This is a genomic window from Streptomyces sp. NPDC107522, assembly GCF_055657525.1.
Genome location: NZ_JBVKAU010000008.1, coordinates 279,137 through 301,671, shown reverse-complemented (window position 1 = coordinate 301,671; position 22,535 = coordinate 279,137). Strand labels below are relative to the sequence as shown.

Below are 22,535 nucleotides of genomic sequence, written 5' to 3'. Positions count from 1 at the left end.
GCGCGGGGAACTGCGCGATCAGCCACGCACCACCCGTAGCCGCCGTCGAACCCAGGGTCTCGAGCTCGTGGGCGCCAGAACAAGCCGGCGCAAGCCGTCCGTGTCCTGGCGCCGAGCCCTCACCCCCGCTGACCGGACGCGGACGGCTTGCGCCATGTCGGCCGGGCGGCGGCAGCGCGTTGCTGGAGGGCGCTCCACCAGTCCGACAAGGCCCACGTCACCCGCACGCTGGACCGTGGGGCCAGCAGGGCACGCACCCTCGTCGGCCGGCTGACCTTGGCCTCGAGGTCGGACAGGACGCGGCGGACGTCCTCCGCGAGGCCGGCCACCGGGTGGGGGCTGGGGGCGTAGAGGACCTGTTCCACCGCGTCGGCGATGCGGTGCACGGAGCCCGCGGCCGGTGGGTCGAGCCGGCCGAGCCGGACGATGCGGGCGGCCGTCTTGCGGGGGGTCTGGGAGTCGTCCGGCGGGATGCCGAAGTCCCAGGCGATGTCGGTCAGTTCCTGCCAGACCGCCATCGTGTGCAGAGAAATGTCCGCTTCCGTGCGGCCGTGCCCTCCCAGCCGTACCGCCCGCGTCCGCAGCCGCCACAGCATCGGCGCCAACGGGATCAGCAGCGCCGCAAGCCCGCCGAGCACCCACGCCAGGACGGCGTACCACTTCGGGCCGTCGTCATCCGTGGGCAGCGCGGCCTGAGGGGACTCGCTCGCGCACAGCTCCCGGTTCTGCCCCACGCAGCTCTGGCTCGCCGAGGGCGAGGCGGAGGGCCCGGTGCTCGCCGACTGCGAGGGCCGCACCACGTCGGGAAGGGTCGAGCCGGTCGTGTCCGACCGGGTGTACGACGGGACGGAGCCACGGGTCGGCGTCGGCTCGAAGCGGGTCCAGCCCACGCCCTCGAAGTACAGCTCGGGCCAGGCGTGCGCGTCCCTCAAGCCCACCGAGACCGAGCTGTCGCCCTGCGGGGTGCCGGGCGCGAAGCCCACCGCGACCCGGGCCGGTATGTCCAGCGAGCGGGCCATCGCCGCCATCGCGAAGGAGAAGTGGACGCAGAAGCCCTGCTTGTCCTTCAGGAACCGGGCGATCGCCTGTCGGCCGCTGCCGACCTTGACGTTGGTGTCGTACTGGAACCCGCCTGTCACGGCGAAGTACTCCTGCAGTTTGACCGCCTGCTCGTAGTGGCTGGTCGCGCCCTTGGTGACCTCACGCGCGGTCTCGGCCACCACCGCGGGCATCGAGTCGGGCAGCTCGGTGAACTCGCGCTTCAGGGCGGCGGGCGGTTCCGAGGCGTTCGCCAGCTGCTCGGCCGTCGGCTGCACATCGAGGCTGCGCACGGTGTACGTCACCCCGCGTGTGGTCTGGCGGCGGTCGCCGACGACCGTCATGCCCAGCGGCTCGTAGCGCCAGTTGCCGTCGATGTTCACGCCGCTCGGCGGGTACGGCATCGGCAGCCAGTTCTGGGCGTACCAGTCCGCGGCCGAGATCGTCGTCTCGATCTCCGCACGCCGCACGTCGGGGCCGAGGCCCATGGGCGTCGGGAACTCGCCCGGCACCGACTCGATGCTGCGCTTCGACGGCTGCCAGGTGGTCCCGTCGAAGTCGTCCAGCGAAACGATCCGCAGGTACAGGTTGGAGAGGTCCTTCGTGTTGGTCTTCAGGGACATGACCTCGCGGTCCTCGTCCACGTTCAGACTGTCACGCAGCGACACCAGCGGGTTCACCGCGGAGATCGTGCCCCCGCTGCCGCTTCCCGAGCCCACACCCGTGCCCGCCGCGTCCAGCAGACCGCCGTTCATGGCGGGCAGGGCGAGCGGCACCGCCAGGGCCACGCCCAGGGCGACCACACCGATGCGCCGCCCTGTGCGGACCGGCGCCACCGCGCCGCTCGGCTCCCCGCCCGGCGTGCGTGGCGCCCCGCCGAAGACCCGGCCCCACTGCGAGAGCCGGTCGCGGCCCTCGGCCAGCAGCAGCATCAGATAGCCCGCCGCGGCGACCAGGAACCACAGCCAGTCGGCGCCGCCGTCGGACAGCCCCGCGGCCACGGAGTACAGGGCGAGCAGCGGCAGCCCGGCCGGGGCGGCGCTGCGGAAGGTCACCGCCAGGGTGTCGACCGCGAGGCCGATGATCAGGACGCCGCCGATGAGCATGAGGCGGATGCCGTCCGACAGCGGCGCCGGGATCGAGTACCGGCTGACGTCGTCCGCACCGGCCTGCAGCAGGTCGGCGAAGTGTCGGAAGGCCTCCGGGCCGGGGATCACTCCGAGGATCGCCTGCTGGTTGGCGAAGGTCAGGGTCAGCAGCATCAGGGCGACGAGGGCCTGCGCCGCGACCGTCAGGGGCCGCGCCAGCGGCACCCGGCGGGTCGCCATGCCCACGCCCGTCTGGATCGCCAGCAGGAAGATCGCCTGCACCAGCCAGGTGGCCGGGGAGACCAGGGGCAGCAGGGCGCACGACGCCATCAGGGTGGCCGCCGCGGCGCTCAGCGCCATGCGTGTCCGCCCGCTCATGCCGGTCCCCCCTCACCCCGCGCGCCACTGATCGCGGCGGCGTCCGTACGCGCTCGGTCCGCCTGGCGCCACAGCTCGTTCAGCGAAGCGCCCCGCGGCACGCTCAGGGCCGTCCAGCCCGCCTCCCGCAGCATCCGCAGCCGCTCCTCGCTCCTGTTCAACGGACCGGCCACATCGGTCGGTTCCCGCCCCCACCCGTCGCCGTCCAGCACGAAGGCCACGGCGCCGCCGCTGCGCTGCCGCATCTTGGCGGCCACCGCCGCCTGCTCCTCGTCGAGGCCGCCGAAGAAGGCGACGAGCAGCCCTTCGTTGCCGCCGCGCAGCACGTCGTACGCCCGGGACAGACCCGTACCGTCGGAGTGGTCGATCACCGCGAGGGTGTCCATCATCAGCCCGGCCGCGTCCGCCGACTCCTGGCTCGCGCCCGCGAACCCGTCGGCGCCCTCGCCGGGCACCGAGTTGCCGGTGTCGGTCAGCAGCCGCACGGAGAAGCCCCGTTCGAGCATGTGGACCAGCACGGACGCGGTGCCCGACACGGCCCACTCGAAGGCCGAGTCGGGGCCCGCGCCATGGAAGGCCAGGCCCCGGGTGTCCAGCAGCACCGTGCAGCGGGAGCGCTGCGGCTGCTCCTCGCGGCGCACCATCAGCTCGCCGTAGCGCGCGGTGGAGCGCCAGTGCACGCGGCGCAGGTCGTCGCCGTAGCGGTACCCGCGCGGGATCACGTCGTCCTCGCCGGCCAGCGCGAGGGAGCGCTGCCGCCCGTCTCCGTATCCCTTCGCCTCCCCGCTGAAGCGGACCGGCGGCAGCGGCTCCACGCGCGGGATGACGGTCAGGGTGTCGTACGTCGAGAAGGACCGGGTCAGCTCGCACATGCCGAACGGGTCGGTCAGGCGCAGCTGCAACGGGCCCAGCGGATAGCGGCCGCGCAGGTCGGAGCGCACCCGGTAGGACACCTCACGGCGACCGCCCGGCTCCACCCGGTCCAGCACGAAACGGGGGCGCGGGCCGAGGACGTACGGCACCCGGTCCTGCAGCATCAGCAGGCCCGTGGGCAGCCGCGAGACGTTGTCCATCCGCAGATGCACGCGGGCCTCGCTGCCCGCGGGCACGCGCGCGGGGGAGAGCCGTCGGCTGCCCGCGACCCGGTAGCGGGTGCGGTACAGCACGGTCGCGCAGATCAGGGGCAGCACGGCGAGCAGCAGCCCGACGCGCAGCAGGTCGCTCTGGCCGAGGACATAGGCGCACACGGCGGCCGCGACGCCGGCGGCCAGGAAGGACCGGCCGCGGGTGGTCAGACCGGTCAGTGCCGTGCGCAGCCCGCCCTTCTCGCCCCGGTCCGCCTCGGCCTGGCCCGTACTGCCGGAGGTCATCACAGCCTCCGGGGCGGCTGCTGGCCGTAGGCCGCTGTGCCGCGGCCCAGGCCGCCGAAGCCGCTCTGCTGCTGCGGCGCGGCGGGCACCGGGGTGCGCTGCAGGATCTCCTGGACGACCTGTTCGGACGTACGGCGGTTGAGCTGGGCCTGTGCGGTGGGCAGCAGACGGTGGGCCAGGACGGCCACCGCGAGGGCCTGTACGTCGTCCGGCAGCGCGTACTCCCGGCCGCTCAGGGCCGCCGATGCCTTCGCCGCGCGCAGCAGGTGCAGCGTCGCGCGCGGGGAGGCGCCGAGTCTGAGGTCGGGGTGGGTGCGCGTGGCCGCGACCAGCTCCACCGCGTACCGGCGGACCGGCTCGGCGACGTGGACGCCGCGGACGGCCTCGATCAGCTTCACGATGTCGTGCGCGTGGGCCACCGGCTGGAGGTCCTCCAGCGGCGAGACGCCGCCGTGCACGTCCAGCATCTGCAGCTCGGCCTCCACACTGGGGTAGCCGACGGAGACACGGGCCATGAAGCGGTCGCGCTGGGCCTCGGGCAGCGGGTAGGTGCCCTCCATCTCGACCGGGTTCTGCGTGGCCACCACCATGAAGGGGCTCGGCAGCTCATAGGTCTGGCCGTCGATCGTGACCTGGCGCTCCTCCATGGACTCCAGCAGCGCGGACTGCGTCTTCGGCGAGGCGCGGTTGATCTCGTCACCGATCACGATCTGGGCGAAGATCGCGCCGGGCTTGAACTCGAAGTCCTTGCGCTGCTGGTCCCAGATGGACACACCCGTGATGTCCGACGGCAGCAGGTCGGGCGTGAACTGGATACGCCGCACCGAGCAGTCGATGGACCGCGCCAGCGTCTTGGCGAGCATTGTCTTGCCCACGCCGGGAACATCCTCGATCAGAAGATGTCCCTCGGCGAGCAGTACGGTCAGCGAAAGCCGTACGACCTCGGGCTTGCCCTCGATCACACCCTCCACCGAACTGCGGACTCGCTCCACAGTGGCGGTCAGATCAGTGAGGCTCGCTCGATCGTCATAGGTCGTCACCCGGCCCTCCTCGGCCCGTTCTTTCCGGGCCGACGCTCTGTCACGCGGACCGGCCCACCCCTGGAACACGGACACCACGCGTGAAAAGTTCCGCGTGTTGCCACACCCGCATTCTTGCTGCCGTTACCGATTCGTGTCACTCGCCTGTGGACAACTGCCTGCGATATGTCGGGTCTTACGGCCTTTTGGGCACGCCAGAGCTCAAATTGACAGCGGAACGACAGCTACGGCGGATGGTTACGCGGCTCCGCGCGAGGTCATGCAGGGGTGGGCGGCACCACGCTCAGGCGGGGTCGATCTCGCGCAGCAGACCCGTCTTCACGTCGAACACGAAGCCCCGCACGTCGTCGGTGTGCAGCAGGAACGGCGAGGTCCGCACGCGCTGCATCGACTGCCGTACGTCCTGGTCGACGTCCCGGAAGGCCTCCACCGCCCACGCGGGCCGCTGGCCGACCTCCATCTCCAGGTCGGTGCGGAAGTCCTCGGTGATCGCCTCCAGACCGCAGCCGGTGTGGTGGATCAGAACGATGCTGCGGGTGCCGAGCTTGCGCTGGCTGATGGTGAGCGAGCGGATCACGTCGTCGGTGACGACACCGCCCGCGTTGCGGATGGTGTGACAGTCGCCGAGCTCCAGACCGAGCGCGGCGTGCAGGTCGAGTCGGGCGTCCATGCAGGCGACGATGGCGACGTGGAGCACGGGGCGGGCGTCCATGCCGGGGTCGGTGAAGGCGGCGGCGTACTGCTCGTTCGCCTCGACAAGACGGTCGATGACCGTGCCACGGGGGGCTATCGCGCCTTCAGGACCAGCGGGAACCGATGCAGAAGTCGTCATACCCATGACGGTACTGGTCACGGCCGGGGGCGTCGCGTTGTGAGAGGGGACAAAGAACGCCATCGCGCCTTGTTGTGAGCTAACCCACAGGGGTGGCGTGAGTGCGCCCATACGGGCGATTTTCCGGGCCCAGCGGCTTCGTCCGAACCCGAATCGGCGACGCGCAGGCCGGTTGATTGACCGCGCGACACGGTGGACTAAAGTGACGCGAAGCGGGAGGGGTGGCTCTCCCTGCTGTGATTTTCCCGGAGACCCCGGCGATTTTCCGGATCTCCCCGCGTGCGCGGCGCGTACGTACGGCTCGGCCTCCTCCCGCTCCCGGTCGGCTGACGCTCTCGGCGCCGGCAGGCCTCCCCTTCACGAGCGGGCGGGGACCCGGCAGTGCGTACGGGCCCGTCGGATCTGAGAGGGCCCCTTGAGCCAGAGTCGACATGTCCCGGTGATGCTCCAGCGGTGCCTGGACCTGTTGGCCCCCGCCCTGCAGCGGCCGGGAGCGGTGGTCGTCGACTGCACGCTCGGCCTCGGCGGCCACAGCGAGGCCCTTCTGACGCAGTTCCCCGAGGCCCGGCTCGTCGCCCTGGACCGCGACAAGGAGGCCCTGCGCCTGTCCGGCGAGCGGCTCGCGCCGTACGGCGAGCGCGCGACCCTCGTGCACGCCGTGTACGACGAGCTCCCGGAGGTCCTGGAAAGGCTCGGCATCGCGCGCGTGCAGGGCGTCCTGTTCGACCTCGGCGTCTCCTCCATGCAGCTCGACGAGGCCGACCGCGGCTTCGCCTACGCCCAGGACGCCCCCCTGGACATGCGCATGGACCAGACGACCGGCATCAGCGCCGCCGAGGTCCTCAACACCTACCCGGCCGGTGAGCTGGTGCGGATCCTGCGCGCGTACGGCGAGGAGAAGCAGGCCAAGCGGATCGTGGCCGCGATCGTGCGGGAACGGCAGAAGGAGCCGTTCAGCAACAGCGCCCGGCTCGTGGAGCTGATCCGCGACGCCCTTCCGCAGGCCGCCAAGCGCACCGGCGGCAATCCGGCCAAGCGCACCTTCCAGGCGCTGCGCATCGAGGTCAACGGCGAGCTCTCCGTCCTGGAGCGGGCGATCCCGGCCGCCGTGGAGGCCCTCGCCGTCGGCGGACGGATCGCCGTCCTGTCGTACCACTCGCTGGAGGACCGGCTGGTCAAGCAGGTGTTCGCGGCAGGCGCCGCCAGCACCGCGCCGCCCGGGCTGCCCGTCGTACCCGAGCGTTACCAGCCACGGCTCAAGCTGCTGACGCGAGGTGCCGAACTTCCCACCGAGGAAGAGGTCGCCGAGAACCGGCGCGCGGCACCTGCGCGCCTGCGTGGGGCCGAGCGCATCAGGGAGTCCATCGAATGAGGGCCGTGAGGCAAGGGCGGGCGTCCGGGTCCAGGATTCGAACCCATGAGTTGGAAAACCGGACCCGGGGGAGGGTGAGTGAGTAGGAAACCCGAACTGAGGGGGCGTGCCGCCAGGCTCGCGCGGCTCATCCCCGCAGGGCGGGCACGAGCGGCCCGCACGCCTTTCGTCCTCCTCGTCGTCCTTCTCCTGGGCGGCGGCCTGATCGGGCTCCTCATGTTGAACTCCGCCCTGAGTGAAGGCGCGTTCAAACTCGACGACCTGAAGAAGGACACCAAGTCCCTCACCGACGAGGAGCAGTCCCTCCAGCGGGACATCGACGCCTACTCCGCCCCCGACGCCCTCCAGCGCCGCGCCCGCGAACTCGGCATGGTCCCCGGCGGCGACCCCGCCTTCCTCGACCCCGACGGCACGGTCAAGGGCGTCCCCAGCCCCGCGCCCGAGGACCAGACCTCCGCGTACACCCCTCTCGTCCTCGCCCCCGAGTCCCTCGTCAGCGAGCCCACGGCGCCCCCGCCGACCGGAGTGACCCCCAGCCCGCTGCCCACCGCGCCGGCCGCCGGGGCCCCTCCCGCCGAGCCTCGGTACGCGTCCCCCGAGGTCACGCCCACCACGCCGCAGTACGCGCCCCCCGCTCCACCATCCACCCCGTTCGCCCAGTCCTCCCCGTACGCGAATCCCGGCAGGTGACGGAAGTGGTCGAAAGTTCACCGAGGCAACCGCCGCGCCGCCGCGTGCCCGGTCCCGCGAAGCCCGCCCGCTCCGGCGGCGCCCAGCGGCGCCCGGGCCCCGGCGCCCGCCCGGCCCGCCGCCCGGCACCCCGCCCCGCGGTCCGCACGATCCGGCTGGGCAGCCCCCGCCCCCGGCTGCGCATGGTCAGCCTCGCCCTGACCCTCGTCCTGCTCGCCTTCGTCGTACGGCTGCTCCAGGTGCAGGGCGTCGACGCGAGCACCTACGCGGCCAAGGCCGAGAAGAACCGCTACGTCGGCTACACCCTGGCCGCCGAGCGCGGCGGCATCACCGACCGCAACGGCGTGGAGCTCGCGACCAGCGTGGACGCGTACGACATCACGGCCGACCCCACGCTGTTCAGCCGCGAGCAGCTGAAGATCGACGACGGCCCCGAGCAGGCGGCCGCCCTCCTCGCGCCGATCCTCGGCCAGCAGCAGGACACGATCGTCCGGAAGCTGCGGCCCGAGAACAAGAACTCGCGCTACACGCTGCTGGCACGCCGCCAGACCCCGCAGGTCTGGAAGCAGATCAAGGACCTCAAGACAGCGCTGGCCACCAAGGCCGAGAAGGACAAGAGCACGGTCAACGTCCTCGCGGGCGTCCTCTCGGTCGCCAGCAGCAAGCGCGTGTACCCGAACGGCGACCTCGCCGCCGGGATACTGGGCTGGGTCAACGCCGACGGCAAGGGCGGCGGCGGCGTCGAGCAACAGCTGAACAAGGAGCTGGCGGGCAAGGACGGCGAAATCCGTTACGCCCAGTCCGGCGGCCGTCAGGTGCCCACCGTCGGATCCACCGAGACGCCCGCCGTACCCGGCAGCGACGTCGAGCTCACCATCGACCGCGACATCCAGTGGGCCGCGCAGAACGCGATCAGCGAGCAGGTGGCGAAGTCCAAGGCGGACCGCGGCTATGTGATCGTCCAGGACACCCGCACCGGCCAGATCCTCGCGATGGCCAACTCGCCCGGCTTCGACCCGAACGACCTCTCCGAGGCCAGCGCCGCGAACATGGGCAACGCGGCCGTCCAGGACGCCTACGAGCCCGGCTCCACCGCGAAGGTCATCTCGATGGCCGCCGTACTGGAGGAGGGCGTGGCCACGCCCCTCACGAGCGTCGTCGTGCCCAACCGGCTGCACCGCGGCGACCGGCTCTTCAAGGACGACATCGACCACCCCACCTGGTACCTGACGCTCAATGGCGTCCTCGCGAAGTCCAGCAACATCGGCACCATCCTGGCCACCGGCCAGCTGGGCAAGACACAGAAGCAGTCCAACCGGATCCTCTACACCTACCTGCGCAAGTTCGGCTTCGGCAGCCCCACCGGGCTCGGCTTCCCGGGCGAGACCCCGGGCATCCTCGCCGCCCCGAACACCTGGTCGACCTCGCAGCAGTACACGATTCCTTTCGGCCAGGGCGTGTCCATCAACGCGATGCAGGCGGCCTCCGTCTACTCGACGGTCGCCAACGGCGGCGTACGCGTCGAGCCCACGCTCGTGCGGGGCACCAAGGGGCCCGACGGGCAGTTCACGCCCGCCCCGAAGCCCAAGAAGACCAGGGTCATCAGCGCCAAGACGGCCAGGACCCTGGCCCAGATGCTGGAGTCGGTCGTGGACGACGAGGAGGGCACCGGCACCAAGGCGCGCATCCCCGGCTACCGGGTCGCGGGCAAGACAGGTACGGCGAACCGCGTGGATCCGGCCACCGGCAGGTACCGCGGCTACACGTCGTCGTTCGCCGGCTTCGCACCCGCCGACAAGCCCCGTGTGACGGTCTACTGCGCGATCCAGAACGCCACCGCCGGCAACTACTTCGGCGGCCAGATCTGCGGACCCATCTACAAGAAAGTCATGGAGTTCGCGCTGAAAACCCTCCAGGTCCCGCCGACCGGCGCCAAGTCCGCGAAGCTCCCCGTCAGCTACAAGCCCTGACCCGACCGACCCACTGATCAGCACCGAGCAGCCAGGAACCACCTCGTGACAACGATCACTCCCGACTCCGGAAACCAGGGCATGCCCCGCCCCTCACTTCGCTCCGAAGCCGGTGCGCCCGGTACGCTCACCGCCGTGCCACACGCTGATCAGTCCCAAACCACCCAGAAGGGGCATCCCGTGACGTATCCGGGGCCGCCCAGGCCGGCGCAGCTCTCCGCCACACCCCTCGCGGAACTTGCCGACCAGTTGGGTGCCCCCGCGCTGGAACCCGCGGAGAGCGCCGCCGAGGTCACGGGCATCACCCATGACTCGCGCGCCGTCCGCCCCGGCGACCTGTACGCCGCCCTCCCGGGCGCCCGCCTGCACGGCGCCGACTTCGTCACGCAGGCCGCCGGCCTCGGCGCGGCCGCCGTGCTGACCGACCCGACCGGTGCCGAGCGCGCCGCCGCGACCGGCCTCCCGGTCCTGGTCGTCGAGGACCCGCGGGGCCGGATGGGCGAACTGGCGGCCACGATCTACGGCCACCCCGGCCGCGACCTGCTGCAGATCGGCATCACCGGCACCTCCGGCAAGACCACCACCGCGTACCTGGTCGAGGGCGGCCTCAAGACGGCCCGCGCGACCGGCCTGATCGGCACGGTCGAGATGCGCATCGGCGACGAGCGCATCAAGTCCGAGCGCACCACCCCGGAAGCCACCGACCTCCAGGCCCTGTTCGCCGTCATGCGCGAACGCGGCGTCGAGGCGGTCGCCATGGAGGTCTCCAGCCACGCGCTGGTCCTCGGCCGGGTCGACGGCTGCGTCTTCGACATCGCCGTGTTCACCAACCTCAGCCCGGAACACATGGAGTTCCACTCCGACATGGAGGACTACTTCCGGGCCAAGGCGCAGCTGTTCACGCCGAAACGCAGCAAACTCGGCGTCGTCAACCTCGACGACGAGTACGGCCGCCGGCTCGCCAAGGAAGCCACGGTGCCGGTCGTCACCTTCTCCGCCGAGGGCCACCCCGACGCCGACTGGCGTGCCGAGGACGTGGAGATCGGCCCCATGGACTCGACGTTCACCGTGATCGGCCCCAAGGGCGAGCGGATCGCCGCCAGGTCGCCGATCGCGGGCCCCTTCAACGTGGCGAACACCCTCGCCGCGATCGTCGCCCTGGCCGCCGCCGGCCTCGACCCGCAGGCCGCCGCCGACGGCATCGCCGCCGTGCCGGGCGTTCCGGGCCGGCTGGAGCGGGTGGACGCGGGGCAGCCGTATCTCGCGGTCGTGGACTACGCCCACAAGACCGACGCCGTCGAATCGGTACTCAAGGCGCTCCGCAAGGTCACCGAGGGCAGGCTGCACGTGGTGCTGGGCTGCGGCGGGGACCGGGACCAGACCAAGCGCGCCCCGATGGGCGCCGCCGCTGCCCGGCTCGCCGACACGGCCGTACTGACGTCCGACAACCCCCGCTCCGAGGACCCGCTCGCGATCCTCGCAACCATGCTCCAGGGCGCGGCGTCCGTGCCAGTACACGAGCGTGGCGAGGTCCAGGTCTTCGAGGACCGGGCCGCCGCGATCGCAGCAGCCGTCGCCCGCGCACAGCCCGGCGACACCGTGCTGGTCGCGGGCAAGGGGCATGAGCAGGGCCAGGACATCGCCGGGGTGGTGCGTCCCTTCGACGACCGCCAGGTGCTTCGCGAAGCTATCCAGAAGACCCAGGGATGAACTTGTGATCGCCCTCTCTCTCGCCGAGATCGCAGAAGTCGTCGGCGGGCAGACGTACGACATACCGGATCCGTCCGTCGAGGTCACCGGATCCGTCGTCCGGGACTCCCGCGAGGTGGAGCCCGGCAGTCTCTTCGTCGCCTTCGTCGGTGAGCGCGTGGACGGCCACGACTTCGCGGAAGCGGTCGTGGCGGCGGGCGCCGTCGCCGTCCTCGCCTCGCGTCCCGTGGGCGTGCCCGCGATCGTCGTGGCCGACGTCCAGAAGGCCCTCGGCGCGCTCGCCCGTCATGTCGTACGACGGCTCGGCGCGACCCTCGTGGCCCTCACCGGCTCGGCGGGCAAGACCAGCACCAAGGACCTGATCGCCCAGGTGCTCCAGCACAAGGCGCCCACCGTGTGGACGCCGGGCTCGCTCAACAACGAGATCGGGCTCCCGCTCACGGCCCTCAGCGCCACCGCGGAGACGCGGTTCCTCGTTCTGGAGATGGGCGCCCGCGGCATCGGCCACATCCGCTACCTCACGGATCTGACGCCCCCGAAGATCGGCCTCGTACTCAACGTCGGCACCGCGCACATCGGCGAGTTCGGCGGCCGCGAGCAGATCGCGCAGGCCAAGGGGGAACTCGTCGAGGGACTGCCGTCGGCGGAGGACGGCGGTGCCGCGATCCTCAACGCCGACGATCCCCTCGTACGGGCCATGGCGTCCCGTACGAAGGCGAAGGTGATCCTTTTCGGAGAGTCCGGCGAAGCGGACGTACGCGCCGAGAACGTGAGACTCACGGACAGCGGACAGCCTGCTTTCACTCTTCACACACCCTCCGGTGCAAGCGATGTGACCATGCGCCTGTACGGTGAGCACCACGTGTCGAACGCGCTCGCCGCGGCCGCCGTCGCCCATGAGCTGGGCATGTCCGCGGAAGAGATCGCCACCGCGCTCTCCGAGGCGGGCTCCCTCTCCCGCTGGCGGATGGAGGTCACCGAGCGCCCGGACGGCGTGACGGTCGTCAACGACGCCTACAACGCGAACCCCGAGTCCATGAGGGCCGCTCTGCGTGCCCTTGCGGCCATGGGCAAGGGGCGCCGTACGTGGGCGGTGCTCGGCAAGATGGCCGAGCTCGGGGACGAGGCGCTCGCCGAGCACGACGCGGTCGGACGGCTCGCCGTCCGGCTCAACGTCAGCAAGCTCGTCGCGGTCGGGGGGCTCGAGGCCTCCTGGCTGCAACTGGGCGCATATAACGAGGGTTCGTGGGGTGAGGAGTCGGTGCACGTGTCCGACGCACAGGCGGCGGTCGACCTGTTGCGCAGCGAGCTGCGCCCGGGGGACGTCGTACTCGTGAAGGCGTCCCGTTCGGTCGGCCTCGAGAGCGTCGCCGAGGCGCTGCTCGCGGGCGGTACCGAGGGTGAGGTTGCCGCCCGATGATGAATCAGATCCTGTTCTCGGGTGTCATCGGTCTGTTCCTGACCCTGGTCGGCACCCCGCTGCTGATCAAGCTGCTGGCCCGCAAGGGCTACGGCCAGTACATCCGTGACGACGGCCCGCGCGAGCACCACAGCAAGCGCGGTACGCCGACCATGGGCGGTATCGCCTTCATCCTGGCCACGATCGCCGCCTACTTCCTGTCCAAGCTGATCACGGGCAAGCCGCCGACGTTCTCCGGCGTCCTGGTGCTCGGTCTGATGGCCGGCATGGGTCTGGTCGGCTTCCTGGACGACTACATCAAGATCGTCAAGCGCCGCTCGCTGGGTCTGCGGGCCAAGGCCAAGATGGCCGGCCAGCTGCTCGGCGGTATCGCCTTCGCGGTGCTCTCGCTGCAGTTCGCGGACAACCGCGGCAACACCCCGGCCTCCACGAAGCTCTCCTTCGTGCAGGACTTCGGCTGGTCCATCGGCCCGGTGATCTTCGTCGTCTGGGCGCTGTTCATGATCCTCGCCATGTCGAACGGCGTGAACCTGACCGACGGTCTGGACGGCCTCGCCACCGGCGCCTCGGTGCTCGTCTTCGGCGCGTACACGTTCATCGGCGTCTGGCAGTTCCAGGAGTCCTGCGCCAACGCCCAGACGCTCGCCAACCCGGGCGCCTGTTACGAGGTGCGCGATCCCCTCGACCTCGCGGTCGTCTCCTCGGCGCTGATGGGCGCCTGCCTCGGCTTCCTGTGGTGGAACACCTCGCCAGCCAAGATCTTCATGGGCGACACCGGTTCGCTGGCCCTCGGCGGCGCGCTCGCGGGTCTCGCCATCTGCTCGCGGACCGAGCTGCTGCTCGCCATCCTCGGCGGCCTCTTCGTGCTGATCACCATGTCGGTGGTCATCCAGGTCGGCTCCTTCCGCCTCACCGGCAAGCGCGTCTTCCGCATGGCGCCACTCCAGCACCACTTCGAACTCAAGGGCTGGTCAGAAGTGCTCGTCGTGGTCCGCTTCTGGATCATTCAGGGCATCTGTGTGATCGTCGGACTGGGCCTCTTCTACGCAGGATGGGCAGCGGACAAGTGACCGACTGGCAGGGCAAGAACGTCACCGTCGCCGGGCTCGGCGTCTCCGGCATCCCGGCGGCCAAGGTGCTGCACGGCCTCGGCGCGAAGGTCACCGTCGTCAACGACGGCGACGACGCACGCGCGCGTGCCCAGGCCGAGGAGCTTCAGGCCCTGGGTATCGCCGTCCGCCTCGGTGACGGGGACACCCTGCCCGAAGGTACCGAGCTGATCGTCACCTCGCCCGGCTGGAAGCCGGACAAGCCACTGTTCGCGGCGGCTCAGGAAGCCGGCGTACCGGTCTGGGGCGACGTCGAACTCGCCTGGCAGCTGCGCGGCCCCGACGCCGCGCCCTGGCTCGCCGTCACCGGCACCAACGGCAAGACCACGACCGTCCAGATGCTCGCGTCGATCCTGAAGGCAGCAGGCCTGCGCACGGCCGCCGTCGGCAACATCGGCATCTCGCTCCTCGACGCCGTGCTCGGCGAGGAGCAGTACGACGTCCTGGCCGTGGAGCTGTCCAGCTACCAGCTCCACTGGGCGCCCTCCCTGCGCGCCCACTCCGCCGCCGTGCTCAACCTCGCCCCCGACCACCTCGACTGGCACGGCTCCATGGAGGCGTACGCGCGCGACAAGGGCCGTATCTACGAGGGCAATCGCGTCGCCTGCGTCTACAACGTCGCCGACAAGGCCACCGAGGACCTGGTCCGCGAGGCCGACGTCGAGGAGGGCTGCCGGGCCATCGGCTTCACCCTCGGCACCCCGGCCCCCTCCCAACTCGGCGTCGTCGAGGGCATCCTCGTCGACCGCGCCTTCGTCGAGAACCGGCAGAAGAACGCCCAGGAGCTCGCCGAGGTCGCCGACGTCAACCCGCCGGCCCCGCACAACATCGCCAACGCCCTCGCGGCGGCGGCCCTCGCCCGGGCCTACGGGGTGCCCCCCAAGGCCGTACGCGACGGTCTGCGGGCCTTCACCCCGGACGCCCACCGCATCGCGCACGTGGCGGACGTGGACGGGGTCGCGTACGTCGACGACTCCAAGGCCACCAACACGCACGCGGCGGAAGCGTCGTTGGCGGCGTACGAGTCCATCGTCTGGATCGCGGGCGGGCTCGCGAAGGGCGCCGTCTTCGAGGAGCTGGTCGCCAAGTCGGCACAGCGCCTTCGCGGAGTCGTGCTCATCGGTGCCGATCGTGGCCTGATCCGGGAAGCCCTCGCGCGACACGCGCCGGAAGTACCCGTCGTCGACCTCGACCGGACCGACACTGGGGCGATGCTCGCGGCAGTCCAGGAGGCCAAGCGGCTCGCACGGCCCGGTGACACGGTGCTCCTTGCCCCGGCCTGCGCCTCGATGGACATGTTCGCCAACTACAACCAGCGCGGTGACGCGTTCGCGGAGGCGGTTCGCGAACTCGGCGCGGGCGCCTGACGCCGGGTCTCGGCCACTGCGGGTGCTTCGGGACCCCCGCCTGATGTGGAGGGACGCGTGACTCGGATGTGGCCGGCCAGTACGTACGCCCACGGCGAGGCGGTGAGCGCCGATGCCCGGTAGCCGTACGGGAGGGCCTCCCGTGCAGCGGGCCGTCCGCCGCCCCGCCCCACCCGGGCCGCCGCACGACAACCCGGTACGGCGGCTGTACACGCGCGTGCACCGGGCGTGGGACCGGCCGCTGACCGCGTACTACCTGATCCTCGGCGGCAGCCTGCTGATCACGGTGCTCGGTCTGGTGATGGTCTATTCGGCCTCCCAGATCACCGCGCTGCAGATGTCCCTGCCGGGGTCGTACTTCTTCCGCAAGCAGCTGCTCGCCGCGGCGATCGGTGCCGGGCTGCTGCTGGCCGCCTCCCGGATGCCGGTGAAGCTGCACCGGGCACTCGCCTACCCGATCCTCGCCGGTGCCGTCTTCCTCATGGCGCTGGTGCAGGTGCCCGGGATAGGAGTCGCGGTCAACGGCAACCAGAACTGGATCGCCCTGGGCGGCTCCTTCCAGATCCAGCCCAGCGAGTTCGGCAAGCTGGCCCTGGTGCTGTGGGGGGCCGACCTGATCGCCCGCAAGCAGGACAAGAAGCTGCTGACGCAGTGGAAGCACATGCTGGTCCCGCTGGTTCCGGTCGCCTTCATGCTGCTCGGACTGATCATGCTCGGCGGCGACATGGGTACGGCGATCATCCTGGCGGCGATCCTGTTCGGCCTGCTGTGGCTGGCGGGGGCGCCGACCCGGCTGTTCGTGGGGGTCCTGTCGTTCGCCGCGCTGATCGGGGTGGCCCTCATCAAGAGCAGCGAGAACCGCATGGCGCGCCTGCAGTGTCTCGGCGCCTCCGACCCCGGTCCGGGTGACACCTGCTGGCAGGCCGTGCACGGCATCTATGCGCTCGCCTCGGGCGGAATCTTCGGTTCCGGGCTCGGGGCGAGTGTGGAGAAATGGGGCCAACTCCCCGAAGCCCACACCGACTTCATCTTCGCCGTCACCGGTGAGGAACTGGGCCTGGCGGGGACGCTGTCGGTGCTCGGTCTCTTCGCGGCTCTAGGCTATGCGGGTATCCGCGTGGCCGGACGCACGGAGGACCCCTTCGTGAGGTACGCCGCGGGAGGCGTGACCACCTGGATCACCGCGCAAGCAGTGATCAACATCGGTGCGGTGCTCGGCCTGCTGCCGATCGCCGGTGTCCCCCTCCCGCTGTTCTCCTACGGAGGGTCCGCCCTGCTGCCGACCATGTTCGCCATCGGGCTGCTGATCGCCTTCGCGCGCGACGAGCCCGCTGCGCGGGCGGCGCTTTCTGCGCGGCAACCCCGCTTTGGTAGAAAGCGTGCGGGAGGCGCCGGCTGCGGCCGGGAGCCTCGGAGATGGAACACGATGCGACGGCGTGCCTCGGCGGCGCGTTCGTCCGGAGAGCGGTGAATTTCGGTGCATGTCGTACTCGCCGGTGGGGGGACCGCCGGCCACATCGAGCCCGCGCTCGCCCTCGCGGACGCCCTGCGCAGGCAGGACCCGACCGTGGGGATCACGGCCCTGGGCACGGAGCGCGGCCTGGAGACCCGGCTCGTGCCCGAGCGGGGCTACGAGCTCGCGCTGATCCCCGCCGTACCCCTGCCGCGCAAGCCGACGCCCGAGCTGATCACCGTCCCGGGCCGGCTGCGCGGCACGATCAAGGCGACCGAGCAGATCCTGGAGCGTACGAAGGCGGACTGCGTCGTCGGCTTCGGCGGTTATGTCGCCCTGCCCGGCTACCTCGCCGCCAAGCGCCTCGGCGTGCCGATCGTCATCCACGAGGCCAACGCCCGCCCGGGCCTCGCGAACAAGATCGGTTCGCGGTACGCCGCCCAGGTCGCCGTCGCCACTCCGGACAGCAAGCTGCGCAACTCCCGCTACATCGGCATCCCCCTGCGCCACACCATCGCCACCCTCGACCGGGCCGCCGCCCGCCCCGAGGCCCGCGCGATGTTCGGGCTCGACCCGAACCTGCCGACGCTGCTGGTCTCCGGCGGCTCCCAGGGCGCCCGCCGCCTCAACGAGGTCGTCCAGCAGGTCGCGCCCTGGCTGCAGCAGGCCGGGATCCAGATCCTGCACGCGGTCGGCCCGAAGAACGAACTGCCGCAGGTGCACCAGATGCCGGGAATGCCCCCCTACATCCCGGTAAGTTACCTGGACCGGATGGACCTCGCGTACGCCGCGGCCGACATGATGCTCTGCCGCGCGGGCGCGATGACCGTCGCCGAACTCTCCGCCGTCGGACTCCCGGCCGCCTATGTCCCGCTGCCCATCGGCAACGGCGAACAGCGGCTCAACGCCCAGCCGGTGGTCAAGGCCGGCGGCGGCCTGCTGGTCGACGACGCGGAACTCACCCCCCAGTGGGTGCAGCAGAACGTCCTGCCCGTGCTCGCCGACCCGCACCGGCTGTACGAGATGTCCCGCGCCGCCGCCGAGTTCGGCCGCCGGGACGCCGACGACCTGCTCGTCGGCATGGTGTACGAGGCGATCGCCTCGCACCGTCGATAGGACCGTATGACGGAAGGCAGGGGACGTGGTCGGACCGACTACCGCCGAGCGCGGTGAACGCCAGCAGGAGTCGTCCGACCCGCCCCCGGTCCGGCGGAGGTTGAGGCTGCGCCTTCGTATGATCATCATCCTTGCCGTCACCCTCGTGCTCCTCGGCGGGGGCTCCGTCTGGGCGTTGTACGGCTCCCAATGGCTGCGCGTCGAGCGCGTATCGGTCTCCGGCACCCGGGTTCTGACGCCCGCGCAGGTCCTGGAGGCCGCCGACGTCCCGGTCGGGGCGCCGCTGATTTCCGTCGAGACCGATGCGATTGAGGCACGGCTGCGCCGGAAATTGCCCCGAATTGACGCGGTTGACGTGGTCCGTGCCTGGCCGCATGGAATCGGCCTGAAAGTGGTGGAGCGGACTCCGGTTCTGATTGTCCAAAAGGGAAGAAACTTCATCGAAGTAGACGATGAAGGTGTCCGATTCGCCACGGTTTCCGAGGCTCCGAAAGGCGTCCCCGCTCTGGAATTGGCGCTGTCCCGGTCGAGCTCCGCCGCCGCGAGCCTGCGCCGCTTCGGCGAGCAGCGTCTGGTGCGCGAGGCGGTGCGGGTCGCCCGCGCCATTCCGGCCGCCGTCGCGCGCACCACCCAGGTCGTCAAGGTCCGTTCCTACGACGACATCTCACTGGAGTTGGGCGACGGCCGGACCGTCCGGTGGGGGAGTGGCGAGAAGGGTGCCGCGAAGGCTCGCGCACTCACCGCTCTCATGAAAGCCTCGCCGGACGCGCGGTACTTCGACGTCAGCGTTCCCACCGCCCCTGCGTCAGCGGGGAGTTGACGCACATCCGCGCAGGCCAGCACCCTGGTTGGGCAGTGACATGGCTGATCACATAGGGTGAAAAGAAAAACGGGAGGTTCGGCGTGTTCGTTGAACGTGCGCCACTTGTCGACTTAGTGTCCTGTTCAGAAGACTTCAAGGAACAGACACACTGGTAACCCTAAACTTCAGGGTTAGGGTTCGGGTCGGCGCTACGGACCGTCCCATTCGGCATCAGTCGCCGGTTCACGAAGCACACCGCTTCCCGTGATCCGACGACCCGTAACTCGAGGCGAGAGGCCTTCGACGTGGCAGCACCGCAGAACTACCTCGCAGTCATCAAAGTCATCGGTGTCGGCGGCGGTGGTGTCAATGCCATCAACCGGATGATCGAGGTCGGTCTCAAGGGCGTCGAGTTCATCGCTATCAACACCGACGCGCAAGCTCTGTTGATGAGCGACGCCGACGTCAAGCTCGACGTCGGCCGTGAACTCACCCGCGGACTCGGCGCCGGAGCCAACCCGGCCGTCGGCCGCAAGGCCGCCGAGGACCACCGCGAGGAGATCGAGGAGGTCCTCAAGGGGGCCGACATGGTCTTCGTGACGGCCGGTGAAGGCGGCGGCACCGGCACCGGCGGGGCGCCCGTCGTGGCCAACATCGCACGCTCCCTCGGCGCCCTCACCATCGGTGTGGTCACGCGCCCGTTCACCTTCGAGGGGCGCCGCCGCGCCAACCAGGCCGAGGACGGCATCGCCGAACTCCGCGAAGAGGTCGACACCCTCATCGTCATCCCGAACGACCGGCTGCTGTCCATCTCGGACCGCCAGGTCTCGGTGCTCGACGCCTTCAAGTCGGCCGACCAGGTCCTCCTCTCCGGTGTCCAGGGCATCACCGACCTCATCACCACGCCGGGCCTGATCAACCTCGACTTCGCCGACGTCAAGTCGGTCATGTCCGAAGCCGGTTCGGCCCTCATGGGCATCGGCTCCGCCCGCGGCGACGACCGCGCGGTGGCCGCCGCCGAGATGGCCATCTCCTCGCCGCTCCTGGAGGCGTCCATCGACGGCGCCCGGGGCGTGCTGCTCTCCATCTCCGGCGGCTCCGACCTCGGCCTGTTCGAGATCAACGAGGCCGCCCAGCTGGTCAGCGAGGCCGCCCACCCCGAGGCCAACATCATCTTCGGCGCGGTCATCGACGACGCCCTCGGCGACGAGGTCCGGGTCACCGTGATCGCGGCCGGCTTCGACGGGGGCCAGCCGCCGGCCCGCCGGGACAACGTCCTCGGCTCCACCTCGTCGTCGGCCCGCCGCGAGGAGCCCACTCCGGTACGGCAGCCCGAGAGCCGTCCGTCCTTCGGCTCGCTCGGCAGCGTCAAGCCGAAGGAGGAGCCGGAGCCGGAGCCCGAGCCGGTGGCCGACCTTCCGGTCGCCCCGCCGGTCCCGCCGTCGCGGACCTACGCCGACAGCGCGGCGGAGGAACTGGACGTCCCGGACTTCCTTAAGTGATCCTTCTGACGTGATAGGACAGCGTGACACAGTGAGCGGCGCGCACTTCGCCTTCACCGACCGGTGGGGCGGGGTGAGCGCCGCTCCGTATGAGGAGCTCAATCTCGGCGGGGCGGTCGGCGACGACACCGACGCCGTCCTGACCAATCGCGAGCTCGCCGCCAAGTCGCTCGGGCTCGACCCGGGTGACGTCGTCTGGATGAACCAGGTGCACGGGGCGGACGTCGCGATGGTCGACGGGCCATGGCGTGATCGTCCGGTCCCGGAGGTCGACGCGATCGTGACGGCGCGGCGGGGTCTCGCCCTCGCCGTCCTCACGGCCGACTGCGTGCCGGTCCTGCTGGCCGACCCGGTCGCCGGGATCGTCGCCGCCGCGCACGCGGGACGGCCCGGCATGGTCGCCGGGGTCGTCCCGGCCGCGCTACGCGCGATGACCGAGCTGGGCGCCGACCCCGCCCGGATCGTCGCCCGCACCGGCCCCGCCGTCTGCGGCCGGTGCTACGAGGTGCCGGACGCAATGCGCGCCGAGGTGGCCGCGGTGGAGCCGGCGGCGTACGCCGAGACGAGTTGGGGCACGCCGGCGGTGGATGTGACCGCGGGGGTGCACGCGCAGCTCGCGCGGCTCGGCGTGCGCGACCGGGAGCAGTCGCCGGTGTGCACGCGGGAGTCGGATGACCACTTCTCGTACCGCCGCGACCGCACGACCGGTCGGCTCGCGAGCTATGTCTGGCTGGACTGAATGGACATGACGGACCGTAAGGGCGAACTCGCCGCGAATCTGGCGAAGGTGGAGGACCGTATCGCCGCGGCCTGCGCGGCCGCCGGGCGCCCCCGCGAGGAGGTGACCCTGATCGTGGTCACCAAGACCTATCCCGCGAGCGATGTGCGAATCCTGTCGGAACTCGGTGTGCGCCATGTCGCCGAGAACCGCGATCAGGACGCGGCGCCGAAGGCTGCGGAATGCTCGGATCTGCCCCTTGCTTGGCATTTTGTCGGCCAGCTGCAGACCAACAAGGTTCGATCTGTGGTCGGTTATGCGGATCTCGTGCAGTCCGTCGATCGTTCCAAGCTGGTGACGGCGCTGTCGAAGGAGGCCGTACGGCAGGAGCGCGAGGTGGGCTGCCTCATCCAGGTGGCGCTGGATGCGGGGGAGCGCGAGAGGGGTGAGAGGGGTGGCGTGGCGCCGGGCGGGGTCGAGGAGTTGGCCGACCTCGTAGCGACGGTTCCGGGGCTGCGGCTCGACGGGCTCATGACCGTCGCTCCGCTCACCGGGGAGTACGCGGGGCGCCAACAGGCGGCGTTCGAGCGGTTGATGGATTTGTCGACCGACCTGCGCCGAGCCCATCCGGCTGCGAACATGGTGTCGGCAGGGATGAGTGCGGATCTCGAAGAGGCCGTGGCGGCCGGTGCGACACATGTGCGCGTCGGCACTGCGGTACTCGGAGTCCGCCCCAGGCTCGGGTAACGTCGCCAAGAAGTCGGACCACAGCAGAAAATATGGTCAATGTCGCCGAAAGGCGGGCGTAACGACCACGTGGATCGCGGGCATTTGGCATTCGTCAGTCGATCCACCACAGAGCGGAGGACTCAGAGCATGGCCGGCGCGATGCGCAAGATGGCGGTCTACCTCGGCCTCGTGGAGGACGATGGGTACGACGGCCGGGGGTTCGACCCCGATGACGACTTCGAGCCCGAACTGGACCCGGAGCCCGAGCGGGACCACCGACGGCACGAGCCGTCGCACCAGTCGCACAGCGCACATCAGTCCCAAAGGGACGAAGAGGTGCGAATCGTGCAGCCGCCCGCGCCGCGTGAACCCGTGGCCCGATCGACTTCGCTACCCGCGGAATCCAGCCGCCCGGCGCGCATCGCGCCCGTGGCGTCCATCACACAAGAACGCGCAAGCCTGGAGAAGAACGCACCGGTGATCATGCCCAAGGTTGTGTCGGAACGAGAGCCTTACCGGATCACCACGCTTCACCCGCGGACCTACAACGAGGCCCGTACCATCGGGGAACACTTCCGTGAGGGCACCCCGGTGATCATGAATCTGACTGAGATGGATGACACAGACGCGAAGCGACTTGTCGACTTTGCGGCCGGTTTGGTGTTTGGTCTTCACGGCAGCATCGAGCGGGTGACCCAGAAGGTGTTCCTGTTGTCTCCTGCTAACGTCGATGTCACGGCGGAGGACAAGGCCCGCATCGCAGAGGGCGGGTTCTTCAACCAGAGCTGAGACGCACCACCGGATAGACCGCACGAACAGGGGAGAGGGAAG

The 22,535-nt window shown here is 70.5% G+C and carries 18 protein-coding genes; 14 read left to right on the top strand and 4 right to left on the bottom strand.

Annotated features, from left to right (window positions below):
* Positions 1-119: 119 nt before the first annotated feature.
* The 4 genes from ACZ7L6_RS26550 to ACZ7L6_RS26535 all read right to left on the bottom strand — a co-directional run bounded on the left by ACZ7L6_RS26550 (position 120) and on the right by ACZ7L6_RS26535 (position 5,746).
* Positions 120-2,504 (bottom strand): transglutaminase TgpA family protein, encoded by a 2,385-nt coding sequence (locus ACZ7L6_RS26550; RefSeq protein WP_471927990.1) that lies wholly within the window; start codon positions 2,502-2,504, stop codon positions 120-122.
* A complete protein-coding gene (locus ACZ7L6_RS26545) occupies positions 2,501-3,874 on the bottom strand; it encodes a DUF58 domain-containing protein (protein WP_471927988.1) in 1,374 nt (457 codons plus the stop codon). The genes ACZ7L6_RS26550 and ACZ7L6_RS26545 overlap by 4 nt, the downstream gene beginning before the upstream one ends.
* Positions 3,874-4,914, bottom strand: coding sequence for an AAA family ATPase (locus ACZ7L6_RS26540; RefSeq protein ID WP_471927986.1), 1,041 nt, complete (start codon positions 4,912-4,914; stop codon positions 3,874-3,876). The genes ACZ7L6_RS26545 and ACZ7L6_RS26540 overlap by 1 nt, the downstream gene beginning before the upstream one ends.
* A 283-nt stretch (positions 4,915-5,197) precedes the next feature.
* Positions 5,198-5,746 carry a beta-class carbonic anhydrase gene (locus ACZ7L6_RS26535; RefSeq protein WP_471927984.1) on the bottom strand — a complete coding sequence of 183 codons (549 nt, stop codon included), beginning with the start codon at positions 5,744-5,746 and terminating at the stop codon, positions 5,198-5,200.
* A 415-nt stretch (positions 5,747-6,161) separates the two neighbouring features.
* Here ACZ7L6_RS26535 and rsmH point away from each other — a divergent pair, with 415 nt between their 5' ends.
* From rsmH to ACZ7L6_RS26465, 14 genes are all read left to right on the top strand, one after another.
* Entirely contained in the window at positions 6,162-7,118 is a 957-nt protein-coding gene (gene rsmH, locus ACZ7L6_RS26530; protein WP_471927982.1) for a 16S rRNA (cytosine(1402)-N(4))-methyltransferase RsmH, read from the top strand.
* A gap of 78 nt (positions 7,119-7,196) precedes the next feature.
* Positions 7,197-7,808, top strand: a complete 612-nt coding sequence (gene ftsL, locus ACZ7L6_RS26525) for a cell division protein FtsL (protein ID WP_471927980.1) — start codon at positions 7,197-7,199, stop codon at positions 7,806-7,808.
* Between the two features lie 5 nt (positions 7,809-7,813).
* Complete coding sequence (locus tag ACZ7L6_RS26520; RefSeq protein ID WP_471927978.1) at positions 7,814-9,778, top strand: peptidoglycan D,D-transpeptidase FtsI family protein; 1,965 nt, start codon at positions 7,814-7,816, stop codon at positions 9,776-9,778.
* A 180-nt stretch (positions 9,779-9,958) separates the two neighbouring features.
* A complete protein-coding gene (locus ACZ7L6_RS26515; RefSeq protein ID WP_471928125.1) occupies positions 9,959-11,488 on the top strand; it encodes a UDP-N-acetylmuramoyl-L-alanyl-D-glutamate--2,6-diaminopimelate ligase in 1,530 nt (509 codons plus the stop codon).
* A gap of 4 nt (positions 11,489-11,492) precedes the next feature.
* On the top strand, positions 11,493-12,908 hold the full coding sequence (locus ACZ7L6_RS26510; RefSeq protein WP_471927976.1) for a UDP-N-acetylmuramoyl-tripeptide--D-alanyl-D-alanine ligase: 1,416 nt from the start codon (positions 11,493-11,495) through the stop codon (positions 12,906-12,908).
* Positions 12,905-13,978: a phospho-N-acetylmuramoyl-pentapeptide-transferase gene (gene mraY / locus ACZ7L6_RS26505; protein ID WP_471927974.1), complete on the top strand. Its 1,074-nt coding sequence runs from the start codon at positions 12,905-12,907 to the stop codon at positions 13,976-13,978. The genes ACZ7L6_RS26510 and mraY overlap by 4 nt, the downstream gene beginning before the upstream one ends.
* The gene (gene murD, locus ACZ7L6_RS26500; protein WP_471927972.1) at positions 13,960-15,384 is read left to right on the top strand and encodes a UDP-N-acetylmuramoyl-L-alanine--D-glutamate ligase; all 1,425 of its coding nucleotides are present in this window, start codon (positions 13,960-13,962) and stop codon (positions 15,382-15,384) included. The genes mraY and murD overlap by 19 nt, the downstream gene beginning before the upstream one ends.
* A 112-nt stretch (positions 15,385-15,496) precedes the next feature.
* A complete protein-coding gene (gene ftsW, locus ACZ7L6_RS26495; protein ID WP_471927970.1) occupies positions 15,497-16,855 on the top strand; it encodes a putative lipid II flippase FtsW in 1,359 nt (452 codons plus the stop codon).
* 6 nt (positions 16,856-16,861) lie between these two features.
* Positions 16,862-17,953 (top strand): undecaprenyldiphospho-muramoylpentapeptide beta-N-acetylglucosaminyltransferase, encoded by a 1,092-nt coding sequence (gene murG / locus ACZ7L6_RS26490; protein WP_471927968.1) that lies wholly within the window; start codon positions 16,862-16,864, stop codon positions 17,951-17,953.
* Between the two features lie 25 nt (positions 17,954-17,978).
* Positions 17,979-18,773, top strand: coding sequence for a cell division protein FtsQ/DivIB (locus ACZ7L6_RS26485; protein WP_471927966.1), 795 nt, complete (start codon positions 17,979-17,981; stop codon positions 18,771-18,773).
* Between the two features lie 287 nt (positions 18,774-19,060).
* A complete protein-coding gene (gene ftsZ, locus ACZ7L6_RS26480) occupies positions 19,061-20,257 on the top strand; it encodes a cell division protein FtsZ (RefSeq protein WP_471927964.1) in 1,197 nt (398 codons plus the stop codon).
* A gap of 10 nt (positions 20,258-20,267) precedes the next feature.
* The gene (pgeF, locus tag ACZ7L6_RS26475; protein WP_471927962.1) at positions 20,268-20,996 is read left to right on the top strand and encodes a peptidoglycan editing factor PgeF; all 729 of its coding nucleotides are present in this window, start codon (positions 20,268-20,270) and stop codon (positions 20,994-20,996) included.
* A 6-nt stretch (positions 20,997-21,002) separates the two neighbouring features.
* Entirely contained in the window at positions 21,003-21,722 is a 720-nt protein-coding gene (locus ACZ7L6_RS26470) for a YggS family pyridoxal phosphate-dependent enzyme (protein WP_471927960.1), read from the top strand.
* Between the two features lie 129 nt (positions 21,723-21,851).
* Positions 21,852-22,493 (top strand): cell division protein SepF, encoded by a 642-nt coding sequence (locus ACZ7L6_RS26465; RefSeq protein ID WP_031483359.1) that lies wholly within the window; start codon positions 21,852-21,854, stop codon positions 22,491-22,493.
* Positions 22,494-22,535 lie beyond the last annotated feature (42 nt).